Below are 13362 nucleotides of genomic sequence, written 5' to 3'. Positions count from 1 at the left end.
GCGCATGACGGCCACCTCCGGGTGGAGGACGGCCGGGACGGGATGCCGATGCCTAAGAAGGTCATGATCGTCGAGGACAATGAGCTCAATATGAAGCTCTTTCGGGACCTCATCGAAGCAAGCGGTTACGAGACGGTGCGCACCCGCAACGGTCTGGAGGCGCTCGACCTGGCGCGCCAGCACCGGCCGGACCTCATCCTGATGGACATCCAGCTGCCCGAAGTGTCGGGACTGGAAGTGACCAAATGGCTGAAAGAGGACGACGATCTGCACGTCATCCCGGTGATTGCGGTGACTGCCTTTGCGATGAAAGGCGACGAGGAACGCATCCGCCAAGGCGGCTGCGAGGCGTATATTTCGAAGCCGATCTCGGTGCCGCGTTTCATCGAAACCATCAAATCTTATCTGGGCGATGCCTGATGTACCCTTCCAGCCGAGCCGGAGCGTTGTGAAATGACTGCGCGGATCCTCGTCGTCGACGACATCCCTGCCAATGTGAGGCTGCTGGAAGTCCGGCTGCTGGCCGAGTATTTCGAGGTTCTGACCGCCACCAATGGGGCCGATGCGATCGAGACCTGCGAGAACGGCAAGGTCGATGTCGTGCTGCTCGACGTAATGATGCCCGACATGGACGGGTTCGAGGTCTGCCGGCGATTGAAGAGCGATCCGGCGACGTCGCACATTCCGGTGGTGATGATCACCGCGCTCGATCAGGTCACCGACCGCGTGCGCGGGCTCGAGGCCGGTGCCGACGATTTCCTAACCAAGCCGGTCAACGACTTGCAGCTGATGACGCGCGTCAAGAGCCTGGTCCGCCTGAAGTCGTTGACCGACGAGCTTCGGCTGCGCGCCTCGACCACGCGCAACATCGGCATCGAAGAACTTTTGAGCCGCAATTTCGCGTCCGAGGACACGACGCCGAAGGTGCTTTTGATCGACGAGCGCAAATCGTCGGTCGAGCGCATCCAGAAGATGCTGCGCGATCGTGCCGACCTCGACGTCACCGGCGATCCGCATGCCGGGTTCTTCCAGGCCGCGGAGACGCCCTATGAATGCGTGATGATCTCGACGGCCTTCGCCGATTTCGATCCGCTCAGGCTCTGCTCGCAACTGCGTTCGCTCGACCGCACCCGTTTCGTGCCGATCATCCTGCTGGCGGAGGAGGGCGAGGAGGAGCGCATCATCCGAGGGCTCGAACTCGGCATCAACGACTATCTGATGCGGCCGATAGACCAGCAGGAACTGACGGCGCGGCTGCGTACCCAGGTGCGCCGCAAGCGCTACAATGACCAATTGCGCGCCAGTGTCACCCAGACCATCGAAATGGCCGTGACCGACGGCCTCACCGGGCTGCACAATCGCCGCTATCTAGACAGCCATCTGCAGACGCTGTTCGATCGCGCCGTGGCGCGGCGCCGGCCGCTGTCGGTGATGATCACCGATCTCGACCGCTTCAAGTCCATCAATGATGCGCATGGGCATGACGGCGGCGACGAGGTGCTGCGCGAATTCGCGCGGCGGCTGCGCAAGAACGTCCGGGGTATCGACCTTGCCTGCCGGTTCGGCGGCGAGGAGTTCGTGGTGGTAATGCCCGACACCGACGGCGCAGTGGCCGAGAAGGTGGCCGAGCGCATTCGTGCCGAAATCGCCCAGATGCCGTTCGCCATCGGCGCCGAGGGCAAGACGATCGAGGTCACCGTCAGTGTTGGCGTGTCATCGGTGCTGAAGGGCGTGGATACGGTGGCGGCACTGATGAAGCGCGCCGATCTCGCGCTCTACGAAGCCAAGAGCGGCGGCCGCAACCGCGTCGTTGCCAAGGCAGCTTGACGCTCCGGCCCCGATAATCCGGTCAACCCCAACAGGGTTACCCATTTACCTTAATCCAAGCGATTCGCGAGCCTTGGTTAAGAAACTGTTGATTTCCATAAGCTCTTGCGCAAATGTGAAGGCCAAGACGAAGCCGGCACGAGGTAGACAGCCGGCTCGATCCTCGAATACCCCATGATGCTCAGGTCCGCCGCATCTCCTGGGTCCGTGGGGTCGGCCGGCCGGCGCTGGCACATAGTGGCCTCCTCGTACCGCTGCCAAACGCCGACCGGCCCCCTTTGCCCGATATGACATCAGGAATCTGCGTCAAGCCCCGGAAGAACCGGGGCTTTTTTGCAGCAGGTCCCGCTTTTCTGGACTGTAACGGCTTCGGTTGCACCCTCGCGTGCTATTGCTTGGCAACACCGCGACTTTTTCGCCGCCATATGCATAAGGGGAAGAAGAGGAGCCAGCCCCCTCCATTTCATACATATGGCGCGCAAGGGGCTTGCGGCAAGACCCGGCTGTTCCCGTAGAACCACGACCCAGGTTAACGGAAACGGGAGTGGCGAAATGCCGGAATTGTTGCCAGGAGGCCGAGTGCGTCGGGATCATGCCGTGGTGATCGCCGGAGGTGGTCCGACCGGGTTGATGCTGGCCGGCGAACTCGCATTGGCGGGCGTCGATGTGGCCGTTGTCGAGCGGCGGCCAAACCAGGAACTCGTCGGTTTGCGCGCGGGCGGCCTGCACGCGCGCACCATCGAGGTGCTCGACCAGCGCGGAATTGCCGACCGGTTCCTCTCGCAGGGACAGACATCGCCGTCGGTGGGCTTCCACATGATCCGATTGGACATCAGCGACTTTCCCACGCGGCACAACTATCTGCTGGCGTTGCGGCAAAACCACATCGAGCGGATATTGGCCGACTGGATCAGCGAGTTCGGCGTGCCGATCTATCGCGGGCAGGACGTCACGGGCTTCGCACAGGATAATGGTGGCGTCGACATCGATCTGTCTGGCGGCCAGCGGTTGCGGACGCAGTATCTCGTCGGCTGCGACGGAGGACGCAGCATGATCCGCAAGGCCGCGGGGATCGCGTTCGATGGATGGGATCCGACGATGAGCTGGATAATCGCCGAGGTCGAGACGGCGGAGGAACCAGCATTGGGCTTTCGCAGTGACGCCCATGGTATCCATGCGATCGGCAAGATTGAGGAAGACGGCCGGGTGGGTATCGTGCTGACCGAGCGACAACTGACCATTGGTGGCGAACCGACACTGCGCGATCTCAGCGAGGCGCTTGTCGGTGTCTACGGCACCGATTACGGGGTCCACAGTCCGACCTGGATTTCCCGGTTCACCGACATGACGCGGCAGGCTGCCGCTTACCGCGACAGACGTGTTCTGCTGGCCGGTGACGCCGCGCATATCCATCCCCCAATGGGCGGACAGGGCCTCAATATCGGCGTGCAGGACGCGGTGAACCTGGGGTGGAAGCTGGCCCAGGTGGTCAAGCGGATGTCACTGGAAGGCCTGCTCGACAGCTACCATGCAGAACGCCATCCGGTCGCCGCCCGCGTGCTGCGCAACGCGATGGCGCAGGTCGCGCTTCGCCGGATGGATGCTCGGACCAAGGCCTTGAGCGACACATTCGCCGAACTGCTCGCCATGGATGGGCCACGCAAACGGATCGCCGCGGAGATGTCTGGCCTGGGTGTCCACTACGATCTCGGGGAGGGGCACGCGCTGCTTGGGCGACGAATACCCGACCTCGATCTCTCCACCGCCAATGGGCCGTTGCGACTGTTCACGTTGCTCCACGACGCGCGGCCGCTGCTCCTCAATTTCGGTGAGCCAGGCAGGCTGGACATTGCGCCTTGGGCCGACCGGATCCGGCAGATCGACGCATCGTATGCCGGTGCCTGGGAGCTTCCCGTACTCGGAACGGTCGCCGCACCCGACGCGGTCTTGATCCGGCCCGATGGATACGTGGCCTGGGTTGGCGTTGAGGATGGACAGGGATTGGCCGATGCGCTGACCAGATGGTTCGGACCGGATGCCGGAGCCGGGCGCCCCTCCGAACGCAGCGCGTCACCTTCCACAGGCTGATGGCCAGCTGTCTCCTGACAAGCAATTGACAGGAGGCTCCATCCGTGCAGAAATTGGTTGGACCATTGGACCACTTGGAGGAAATGTGGACCAGAACAGCCTGCCACCAATTCAGACGACGGCGCGTGACGACGCCGTGCTGAAGGCATTGGTGGGCTTCGTCCGCGCCGAGGCCTTGCGGCCTGGCGAGCGACTGCCGACCGAGCGCATCCTGGCCGAACGGCTCAAGGTCAGCCGCAACACGGTGCGCGAGGCGCTGACGCGGTGGGAAGGATTGGGCCTGGTCGAACGCCGGCAAGGCAGCGGCACGTTTCTCAAGGCGGCCGTCTCGCCCGACATGCTGCATTTGCCGCTGACGCTGGCGGGCGGCAATGACTTCACCAGCCTGATGCAGACGCTGGAAATACGCCGCGCGCTGGAGGCGGAAGCAGCGGCACTGTGCGCCGAGCGGGCAAGCCCGGCCGACATTGCCGAGATCAAGGGCAAGCTCGATATCATGGAGCAGGCGTTTCGCACCCTTGATGGCATGTCGTCGGAAGAGGACTGGGAATTCCACCAGGCGATCTACCGGGTCTCCGGCAATCCACTGTTCGAACAGATCATCGCGGCCATGCACGAACTGTTCCATCGCTTCTGGGAGCATCCGCTCGGTGTGCGCGATTTCGGCCATGCCAGCTTTCCCTATCACCGCACCATCTACGAACGTATCGCCGCGCGGGATCCGCAGGGCGCCCGCGACGAGGCGCTCAAGCTCATCGCCACCGTCGAGGACGACCTCAAGCGCGGTGCGGCCAAACTCAAACTTTCGGACCTGAAATGAACGGGCATCCAGACGGTTTCGACCACGATTATCTCGCCGAGGCGGCGACGCTTTTGGCGCATGACGAACCGTTTCCCGGCGGCGCCGTCGTGCCGCCGATCTACCAGACCTCGTTGTTCACCTTCGCCAATTATGCGGAAATGGCCGATACCTTTGCCGGCAAACGAAAGCAGCCGATCTATTCCCGCGGCGACAATCCGACGGTCATGGAGTTCGAGGCTCGTGTCGCCGCGCTCGAGGGTGCAGAGGCCGCACGCGGCTTCTCCAGCGGCATGGCGGCGATCAGCGCCACCGTGCTTGCCTTCGTCGGGGCGGGCGAGCGCATCGTTGCTGTACGCAACTGCTATGGCGATGCCTACCGGCTGTTCGAGCGGCTCCTGCCGCGGCTCAACATCAAGGTGGACTATGTCGACGGTTCCGACCCGGACGCGGTCGCGGCGGCGCTTCCCGGCGCCAAGCTGCTCTATCTGGAAAGCCCGACCTCGATGGTGTTCGAGCTCCAGGACCTGCCGCATCTGACCCGGCTGGCAAAAGAGCAGGGCATCGTCACCACCATCGACAATTCCTGGGCGACGCCGGTGTTCCAGAAGCCGATCTCGCACGGCGTCGACCTCGTGCTGCACTCGGCCTCGAAATATCTCGGCGGCCACAGCGACACGGTCGCCGGCGTGGTGGCTGGCTCGGCAGCGCATATCAAGCAGATCAACGAGCAGACCTATTCCTATCTCGGCGGCAAGCTGTCGCCGTTCGAGGCCTGGCTTTTGCTGCGCGGCCTGCGCACGCTGCCGCTGCGCCTGCCGCACCATATGAAGAGCGGGCTTGCCATCGCCGAGCGGCTGAAGGCGCATGGCGATGTCGAGCGGGTGAACCATCCGGCCTATTCGAACCATCCGGGCAAGGCGACGCTTGCCGGCTATGGCGGGTTGTTCTCGTTCGAGGTTACCGAGGACATCGACATTCCCGTCTTCGTCGACGCGCTGAAATATTTCCGCATCGGCGTCAGCTGGGGTGGGCATGAGAGCCTGGTCGTACCGGCCAAGGCGTCGCTGGAGCAGACGCCAGGACTGAATTCGATGGCGCGCTTCGGCGTCAGCCCCCGAACCATCCGCTTCAATGTCGGATTGGAAAGTGTCGAGGATCTCTGGGCGGATGTCGCCCAGGCCCTCGAAAAAGCCAGAAAATAACAAGCGGGTTCAAAATGGGAGTCTTGAACATGAAAAAACTGACCGTCATGCTTGCCACCGTCGCGGGGCTGGCGATTTCCGCCGGTGGCGCGCTCGCCGATTCAACCCTGAAAATGGTCGAGGTGATCACCAGCCCGCCACGCACCGAATTCCTCAAGAAGCAGATCGCCGAGTTCGAGGCGGCCAATCCAGGCGTCAAGGTCGAACTGATCTCGCTGCCCTGGGGCCAGGCTTTCGAGAAATTCCTGACCATGGTGCAGGCCGGTGACACGCCCGATGTGGTCGAGATGCCGGAACGCTGGATGGGGCTTTACGCCAACAATGCCCAGCTCGAGGATCTCGGCCCCTATATGGCCAAGTGGGACGACGCCAAGACGCTCGGCGACCGCGCCAAACAGTTCGGCTCGACGGTCAACAACACCCAGTTCATGATCCCCTATGGCTACTATGTGAACGCGCTGTTCTGGAACAAGAAGCTGTTCAAGGAGGCTGGTCTCGACGGCCCGCCGGCGACGCTCGACGAGTTTGTCGCCGATTCCAAGAAGATCTCGGCCATTCCCGGAAAATACGGCTACTGCCTGCGCGGCGGGCCGGGCGCCTTCAACGGCATGCACATGTTCATGAACATCGCTCAGGGCAAGGGCGGGTATTTCAACGAGGACGGCACCTCGACCATCAATGAAGAAGGCTCGGTCAAGGGCCTGCAGATGCTGGCCGACATGTACAAGAATGGTCTAGCGCCGAAGGATGCCGTGAGCTGGGGCTTCAACGAAACCGTCACCGGCTTCTACTCCGGCACTTGCGCCATGCTCAATCAGGATCCGGACGCGCTGCTCGGCATCGCCGACAAGATGAGCGCCGACGACTTCGCCGTGGCGCCGCTGCCGGTCGGACCAAGCGGAAAGTCCTATCCGACGCTCGGCTATGCCGGCTGGGCGATGTTCGCCAACTCGCAGCACAAGGATGATGCCTGGAAGCTGATGGCGACGCTCCTGTCGCCGAAGGACAATCTGGAATGGGCCAAGGAAGTCGGCGTCGTGCCGATCCACAACGGTGCCGACCAGGATCCCCATTTCAAGACCGAGCAGTTCAAGGGCTGGTTCACGGAACTCAGCGACAGCTCCAAATATGAAATGGTGACGCCGCCGACGCATCTGGAAAACCTCGGCAATTTCGTCGACCAGGTCGCGATCAAGAACTTCCAGGAAGTGCTGCTCGGCCAGAAGACGGCCAAGGAGGTCGCCGACCAGTGGGCTGCCTTCCTGACCAAGGAACAGCAGGACTGGCTGGCGAAGAACAAGAAGTAGCTTTTCTTCCCTTCTCCCCGTTCACGGGGAGAAGGTGGCCCGATAGGGCCGGATGAGGGGCTGCGCCAAGTTCTGAAAAGCTGGCGCCGCCCCTCATCTGCCTGCCGGCATCTTCTCCCCGTGAACGGGGAGAAGGACGCTCATTGTCCATCCCGCCGCTCCAGGGAGCCATTTCTCAGCCAAATGACCTATGCCGTATCCGAAATTCGGTCCGCAGCGGCGCCGCGAAAAAAGCGGCTCTCCTACGCGACGATCGAGCCTTGGCTCTACCTCAGCCCGGCGATCATCCTGCTGGTCGTGGTGCTGCTCGTGCCGCTGGTCATCGGCATCAGCTATTCCTTCCGCAAATTTTCGGCCTTCAAGTCCGAGTATGTCGGGCTCGGGCAGTATCAGGCGATGCTGTCGGACCAGGTGCTGGGCCAGGCGCTGATCAACACGTTGTGGTGGACGGCGGCCAGCCTGTTCTTCCAGTTCTTCCTCGGCCTTGGCCTGGCGTTGCTGCTCGACAAGCCTTTCCCAGGCCGCAAGGCGGTGCAGGCACTGGTCTTCCTGCCCTGGGCGGTGCCGTCCTTCCTGTCGGGCCTGACCTGGGCCTGGCTGTTCAACCCGATCGTCGGTCCGCTGCCGCACTGGCTGTTCGCCTTGGGGCTGAAGGCCGAACCGACCAACGTCCTGTCCGATCCCTCCACCGCCATGTGGGGGCCGATCATAGCCAATGTCTGGTTCGGCATTCCGTTCTTCGCCATAACGCTGCTGGCGGCGCTGAAGTCTATTCCCTCGGAACTGCATGAGGCGGCGGCGATCGACGGCGCTTCGCCGTGGCAACGTTTCACCAAGGTGACGCTGCCTTTCCTGGCCCCAACCATCGCCATCACGGTGATGTTGCGCACCATCTGGATCGCCACTTTCGCCGACCTGATCTTCGTCATGACCGAGGGCGGACCGGCCGGCTCGACCAACACGGTGCCGGTCTACATCTATGTCAGCGCCTTCAAGTCGCTGGACAAGGGCTATGCCTCGGCCGTGGCCGTGCTGCTGCTGGTCCTGCTCATCGCCTACGCGATCGTGCTCATCGCCATCCGCCGCTCGCTTGTGAGGCACGTCTGATGATTGCCGGACGCTCAGCATCACAGCGCTTCTTCGGTGGCATCGGCCTCTACGCCGCGATCGCCGCCTACGTCGTCTTCGCTCTGTTCCCGATTTACTGGACGCTGAAGATCTCGGTCACGCCGGAGCGGCTGCTCTATTCCGAAGGCATCACCTTCTGGCCGTCGCACATGACGTTGCAGAATTTCGTGACCGTGCTCGAAGCCACCGATTTCCCGCGCTATTTCCTCAACAGCGTCATCGTCTCGGTGTCGACGGCGGCACTGGTCACGGTCATCGCCACGCTCGCCGGCTACGCCATGTCCCGCTTCACCTTTCGCGGCAAGGCTGCACTGGCTCTCATGTTGCTGCTGACCCAGACCTTTCCGCTGGTGATGGTCATTCCGCCTATCTACCGCGTGATGGGGCAGATCGGCCTGATCAACAGCCTGACCGGGCTGATCATCATCTACACCGCCTTCAACACCGCCTTCGCCACCTTCCTGATGCAGTCCTTCTTTGACGGCATCCCCAAGGACCTGGAGGAGGCGGCGATGATCGACGGCTGCACGCGCGCGCAGGCGATGCGCAAGGTGATCGTGCCGCTGACGCTGCCCGGCATGGGCGCGACGCTGGGCTTCGTCTTTACCGCCGCCTGGAGCGAGCTGCTGTTCGCGCTGATGCTGATTTCCAGCGACGACCAGAAGACCTTCGCCGTCGGCCTGCTCACCTTCATCGGCAAGTTCGCCGTCGACTGGGGACAGATGATGGCGGCGTCGATCCTGGCGCTGATCCCGGTCTGCATCTTCTTCGCTTTCCTGCAACGCTATCTCGTCACCGGCCTGACCGCCGGCGCCGTCAAAGGATAGACCGATGGCCTCTGTCACGCTCGAAAAAGTCCGCAAGGATTACGGCGCCGTGCGCGTCCTCCACGCGGTCGATCTTGAAATCGCCGATGGCGAGTTCGTCGTGCTGGTCGGTCCGTCCGGCTGCGGCAAGTCCACGCTGTTGCGCATGATCGCCGGGCTCGAGGAAGCCTCGGGCGGCGAGATCCGTATCGGCGAACGGCTGGTCAACGATGTTGCGCCCAAGGACCGCGATATCGCCATGGTGTTCCAGTCCTATGCGCTCTATCCGCATATGGACGTCTCGAAGAACATGGGCTTCAGCCTGATGCTGCGAAAGGCCGAGAAGCCGGCGATCGATGCCCGCGTCGATGGTGCCGCCAAGCGGCTGGGGCTCGATACGTTCCTGCAACGCCTGCCCAGGCAATTGTCTGGTGGCCAGCGCCAGCGTGTCGCCATGGGCCGCGCCATCGTGCGCGATCCCAAGGTTTTTCTCTTCGACGAGCCGCTGTCGAACCTCGATGCCAAGCTGCGCGTTCATATGCGCGCCGAGATCAAGGCGCTGCACCAGCAGTTGAAGACCACTTCGGTCTACGTCACCCACGACCAGATCGAGGCCATGACCATGGCCGACCGCATCGTCGTCATGCATGACGGGCTGATCCAGCAGGTGGGGGCGCCGCTCGATCTCTATGACCGGCCGGCCAATATGTTCGTCGCCGGCTTCATTGGCTCGCCTGGGATGAATTTCCTGTCGGCGACGGTGGAGAAGGGCGGCAAGGTGGACGCCGTGTTGTCCGATGGCCAGAAGCTTCGGCTGCCGGACGGCCTGCCGCTCAGGGACGGTGACGTCATCACCGTCGGTCTGCGGCCCGAGCATATCCGGCTGGCTGATGACGGCGCGCTGCAAGGCGAAGTGGGAGTGGTGGAGCCGCTCGGCCTGTCGACGCAGTTCTACGTCAAGCTGGCCGGCCAGCAGCTTTGCGTCTTTGCGATGGGGCGCGCGGCCGTGAAGCCTGGCGACATGGTGCGCCTGTCGGCCGATCCGGCATCGCTGCATTTGTTCGACGGGAAGAGCGGCGACCGCATCGGCTAGAGCATGATGCCGAAAAGTGTGAAGCGGTTTTCGGACGACATCATGCTCTATCTCTTTGATTTAGAGACGGATTCAGAGTTCAGGTCGACTCGACCTGAAATCATCCGGCTCTAAGGCGCTGAGCCGGGCTGACGGACTTCAGCCGCCCGGGCCGAACGAAAACGCCGCCCGATGGGCGGCGTTTGGCATTCCAGAGGAAAAACCAGATTACTTGATCTTGGTTTCCTTGAATTCGACGTGCTTCTTGGCGACCGGGTCGTACTTGCGGAACGACAGCTTGTCGGTCTTGGTACGGCTGTTCTTGCTGGTGACGTAGAAGAAACCGGTGTCGGCGGTCGACAGAAGCTTGATCTTGATGTTTGCGGCTTTGGCCATGATCTCAGTCCGTTATGTTCGTGGGGTTTTGGCCGCTGGAGCACGGGAAAACACCCGGACGCGGGAAACTTGGCGCGACACATAAAGAACGTGCCTGGAAAGTCAAGCCCGGCTCGCCTGATGTGGCCGGCCCAAGCTGCCCAGAACGCATAAATCAGGCGGTTTCCGCCTCGGATACCGCAACCTTCTTCCAGTCTCCGGTCGTGTTCCACCAGCGATTCGGATTGGCACGGTCGTCCAGCCCCTTGGAGCGGCTGGCAAGGATCGGCTGGATGCGGATCACCGGTTCCTGATAGGAATGCGCCTGGAAGATCGCTTCGACGACGCGGGCCGCCAGCGTCTGGTCGTCGGGCAGTTCGAACGAAACCTCGACCGTGCCCGGGCGGCGGCGCAATTCGGTCTCGGCGCCGGCCGCGGCCCCTTCAAGCGGCCTGTAGCGCTCGATGCCGTGTGCCGACTGATACGCGTTGCGGTCATATTTGCCCATGGCGAGCGGTGCGATCGCGACAACCGCGTCCATGATGCGGTCAACATCGGCAGCTGGAGCCTGGAGCAGCAGAAGCGTCATTCGCAGTGATGTGGTCTCAAAGCCGCTGTCGATCATGGCAGTGTCCTCAACTTCGGGTATCAGGGGACACTCTTTTAACCGGACGCTCCTGACACGGTTCTGTCAGCATCCGCCGCGGCGCGGCGGATAAGGGCACTCGACGGCACAGCGTTACAGCAGGAGCTTGCGCACGAGCCTGAAGCAGACCAGGGCGATGTAGGCGCCGAAGAACAGGCCGAGTGACCAGCCGAATCCGGAAGGCCCGAAACTGTCCATTCCGATGCCGATCGCCTGCGGGCCAAGCACCATGCCGACGCCGTAGCAGAGCACGAAGGCGGCGTTGGCGGAGGCCAGTTCGTGGCCGGAGAGCTGCGAGCCGAGATGGGCGAGGCCGATCGTGTACATGGCGGCGACGACACCGCCCCAGACGAAGAGTAGCGCGGCCATCAAATGCCAGTTCGCGGCAAAGAACGGCATGAATATCGTGCCGACGAGGCCGACCGTGGCGCAGGCGAGCAAGAGATAACGCCGGTCGGAGACGCGGTCGCTGATCATGCCGATCGGAATCTGCAACAGCACATTGCCGAGGCCGATCATGGTCAGCAGCAGCGCCGCGTCGGCCTCGGAATAACCGATGCGGTTGCCGTAGACCGGGAACAGCGCGAAGCCGCCTGTCTCAACCGCGCCGAACACGAGCACGGCGAAAGTCGCGGTCGGCACCAGCCAGATATAACGCAGGAAGTGGCTGGTTTCGCTGTCGGCCACGATGGTCGGGCTTTCGTTGCGCGCGGCGAGCACCGGTATGGCAGCCAGCGTCACCAGGGCAATGATGACGCCGAACGGCCTGAAGCCGGAGCTGCCGAGATGGGCGAACAGCCACGGCCCGGCGGCAAAGCCGAGCGACAGGACGGTGGCATAGATGCCAAGCACAAGGCCGCGCCGGTGTGGCGGCGCCGACGTGCTGATCCAGAATTCCGACAGGATGAACAGCACGGTCAGCGCGATGTGCAGAACGACGCGCAGCGGAAACCACATCCAGAAATCGGGCGCGAAATGGAAACCGACGAAGGCGAGCGCGCCGGTGGCAATCATGGCGATCATGGTCCAGGCGACGCCGAAGCGCATGGCGAGCGGCGTGGCCAACGGCGCCCCGGCGATCGAGGCCAGGCCGGCGACAGCCGTGTTCAGGCCGATCATCGAGGCCGAATGACCGCGTGTTTCCAGGATGACGCTGAGCAAGGGCATGCCGAGGCCAATGGCGATGCCGACGACGCTGATCGACGAAATGGCCGCCACCATCGGCAGCCAGTGTACGCGTTCGTCGCCCTGTGGTTGGGTATCGACCGTCATGGGATGCTGAATACTCTGTCTTTTTGATCTTGCGCAATTCCCGTGGGAAACCGCGGCACAGTTTTCCTGGAATTGCTTTAGAGAAGTTCGCGGGTGAAGCGGTTGCGGACAAGCCGGTAGAAAGGGACAGGTCCGCCCGGCCGAAGCAGCGGATCGTCGGCGAGCCGCTTTTCCAGCTCGTCCAGGATCATGCGGGTGATGTCGGGTATGTCGGCCTGCTTGGCCTTGGCGAGCGGCAGCCAGACCAGTTCCTCCAATTCGTTGGTCGGACCGCCATCGGGCAGTTCGACGGCGACGTCGCCACGCCAGGCGCTGAAGAAGCGGGTGTCGAAGCGGCGCACCCGGTTCGGCGGCGTGATGGCGCGCGCGACGAAGCGCAATGCTTCCAGCGACGGTGCCACGCCATGTTCGACGAAACCCTGCCAATCGCGCCTGGTCGTGGCAAAGGCGCCTTTGCGGCCGATCAGCAGGCCGGCTTCCTCGTAGGTCTCGCGGACCGCCGACAAGGCAATGGCGCGGGCGCGGGCGCGGCTGGTGCGGCCGGGGCCGGCCGTCAGCTTGGCTTCTTCGTGCTGGTCAAGTGCCGTCGCTGTCGGTATGCGGCTGTCGGCAGGGTCGGTTCGGCCGCCGGGGAACACGAACTTGCCTGGCATGAAAGCGTGTGCGGCGTGGCGGCGCCCCATCAACACCAGGACGTCGTCGCCCTTGCGGTCGAGCAGGATGAGCGTCGCGGCGTCACGCGGACGCAGGCGCCCGCCGCCATGCGTGGCAAGACCCTTGTCGAGCTTGTCGGCATCCGCCTTGGTCAATGCTTCCATGCGCAGGGACCTAGCGGAA

The 13362-nt window shown here is 63.0% G+C and carries 13 protein-coding genes; 9 read left to right on the top strand and 4 right to left on the bottom strand.

Annotated elements, in window-relative coordinates; genetic code table 11:
- Positions 1-63: 63 nt before the first annotated feature.
- The 9 genes from LB524_RS15610 (at position 64) to LB524_RS15570 (ending at position 10253) form a co-directional block, all read left to right on the top strand.
- Positions 64-420 carry a response regulator gene (locus LB524_RS15610; protein ID WP_280110242.1) on the top strand — a complete coding sequence of 119 codons (357 nt, stop codon included), beginning with the start codon at positions 64-66 and terminating at the stop codon, positions 418-420.
- A gap of 33 nt (positions 421-453) precedes the next feature.
- Positions 454-1827 carry a PleD family two-component system response regulator gene (locus tag LB524_RS15605; protein ID WP_015317622.1) on the top strand — a complete coding sequence of 458 codons (1374 nt, stop codon included), beginning with the start codon at positions 454-456 and terminating at the stop codon, positions 1825-1827.
- A 552-nt stretch (positions 1828-2379) separates the two neighbouring features.
- A complete protein-coding gene (locus tag LB524_RS15600; protein WP_224527922.1) occupies positions 2380-3915 on the top strand; it encodes an FAD-dependent monooxygenase in 1536 nt (511 codons plus the stop codon).
- 85 nt (positions 3916-4000) lie between these two features.
- Positions 4001-4735: a FadR/GntR family transcriptional regulator gene (locus LB524_RS15595; RefSeq protein ID WP_224527920.1), complete on the top strand. Its 735-nt coding sequence runs from the start codon at positions 4001-4003 to the stop codon at positions 4733-4735.
- The gene (locus tag LB524_RS15590; protein ID WP_140716774.1) at positions 4732-5919 is read left to right on the top strand and encodes a PLP-dependent transferase; all 1188 of its coding nucleotides are present in this window, start codon (positions 4732-4734) and stop codon (positions 5917-5919) included. Before LB524_RS15595 ends, LB524_RS15590 begins: the two co-directional genes overlap by 4 nt.
- Positions 5920-5948: 29 nt before the next feature.
- The gene (locus tag LB524_RS15585) at positions 5949-7226 is read left to right on the top strand and encodes an ABC transporter substrate-binding protein (protein ID WP_224527917.1); all 1278 of its coding nucleotides are present in this window, start codon (positions 5949-5951) and stop codon (positions 7224-7226) included.
- 183 nt (positions 7227-7409) lie between these two features.
- Positions 7410-8333, top strand: coding sequence for a carbohydrate ABC transporter permease (locus LB524_RS15580; RefSeq protein WP_015317627.1), 924 nt, complete (start codon positions 7410-7412; stop codon positions 8331-8333).
- Entirely contained in the window at positions 8333-9181 is an 849-nt protein-coding gene (locus LB524_RS15575; protein WP_015317628.1) for a carbohydrate ABC transporter permease, read from the top strand. The genes LB524_RS15580 and LB524_RS15575 overlap by 1 nt, the downstream gene beginning before the upstream one ends.
- A gap of 4 nt (positions 9182-9185) precedes the next feature.
- On the top strand, positions 9186-10253 hold the full coding sequence (locus tag LB524_RS15570; protein ID WP_140873702.1) for an ABC transporter ATP-binding protein: 1068 nt from the start codon (positions 9186-9188) through the stop codon (positions 10251-10253).
- A gap of 207 nt (positions 10254-10460) precedes the next feature.
- On the opposite strand, the gene rpmG is transcribed toward LB524_RS15570, so the two are convergent.
- From rpmG to LB524_RS15550, 4 genes are all read right to left on the bottom strand, one after another.
- The gene (gene rpmG / locus LB524_RS15565) at positions 10461-10628 is read right to left on the bottom strand and encodes a 50S ribosomal protein L33 (RefSeq protein WP_006201775.1); all 168 of its coding nucleotides are present in this window, start codon (positions 10626-10628) and stop codon (positions 10461-10463) included.
- Positions 10629-10782: 154 nt separating this feature from the next.
- Entirely contained in the window at positions 10783-11232 is a 450-nt protein-coding gene (locus tag LB524_RS15560) for a hypothetical protein (protein WP_224527915.1), read from the bottom strand.
- 114 nt (positions 11233-11346) lie between these two features.
- Positions 11347-12525 (bottom strand): MFS transporter, encoded by a 1179-nt coding sequence (locus tag LB524_RS15555; protein WP_140616205.1) that lies wholly within the window; start codon positions 12523-12525, stop codon positions 11347-11349.
- 77 nt (positions 12526-12602) lie between these two features.
- Positions 12603-13343, bottom strand: a complete 741-nt coding sequence (locus LB524_RS15550; protein WP_224527913.1) for an NUDIX hydrolase — start codon at positions 13341-13343, stop codon at positions 12603-12605.
- Positions 13344-13362 lie beyond the last annotated feature (19 nt).

It is taken from the genome of Mesorhizobium sp. ESP6-5 (assembly GCF_020164695.1).
Taxonomy (GTDB): Bacteria; Pseudomonadota; Alphaproteobacteria; order Rhizobiales; family Rhizobiaceae; genus Mesorhizobium; species Mesorhizobium australicum.
Note: the sequence above shows the minus strand (reverse complement) of the source record. Positions and strands in the feature narration are given on the sequence as shown.

What these genes read in the sequence shown, in the direction of transcription:
- LB524_RS15580 (WP_015317627.1), top strand. Translation starts at nt 7,410, where the DNA reads ATGACCTATGCCGTATCCGAAATTCGGTCCGCAGCGGCGCCGCGAAAA.
- LB524_RS15605 (WP_015317622.1), top strand. Translation starts at nt 454, where the DNA reads ATGACTGCGCGGATCCTCGTCGTCGACGACATCCCTGCCAATGTGAGG.
- LB524_RS15555 (WP_140616205.1), bottom strand. Translation starts at nt 12,525, where the DNA reads ATGACGGTCGATACCCAACCACAGGGCGACGAACGCGTACACTGGCTG.
- LB524_RS15590 (WP_140716774.1), top strand. Translation starts at nt 4,732, where the DNA reads ATGAACGGGCATCCAGACGGTTTCGACCACGATTATCTCGCCGAGGCG.
- LB524_RS15575 (WP_015317628.1), top strand. Translation starts at nt 8,333, where the DNA reads ATGATTGCCGGACGCTCAGCATCACAGCGCTTCTTCGGTGGCATCGGC.
- rpmG (WP_006201775.1), bottom strand. Translation starts at nt 10,628, where the DNA reads ATGGCCAAAGCCGCAAACATCAAGATCAAGCTTCTGTCGACCGCCGAC.
- LB524_RS15560 (WP_224527915.1), bottom strand. Translation starts at nt 11,232, where the DNA reads ATGATCGACAGCGGCTTTGAGACCACATCACTGCGAATGACGCTTCTG.
- LB524_RS15550 (WP_224527913.1), bottom strand. Translation starts at nt 13,343, where the DNA reads ATGGAAGCATTGACCAAGGCGGATGCCGACAAGCTCGACAAGGGTCTT.
- LB524_RS15585 (WP_224527917.1), top strand. Translation starts at nt 5,949, where the DNA reads ATGAAAAAACTGACCGTCATGCTTGCCACCGTCGCGGGGCTGGCGATT.
- LB524_RS15570 (WP_140873702.1), top strand. Translation starts at nt 9,186, where the DNA reads ATGGCCTCTGTCACGCTCGAAAAAGTCCGCAAGGATTACGGCGCCGTG.
- LB524_RS15610 (WP_280110242.1), top strand. Translation starts at nt 64, where the DNA reads ATGATCGTCGAGGACAATGAGCTCAATATGAAGCTCTTTCGGGACCTC.
- LB524_RS15600 (WP_224527922.1), top strand. Translation starts at nt 2,380, where the DNA reads ATGCCGGAATTGTTGCCAGGAGGCCGAGTGCGTCGGGATCATGCCGTG.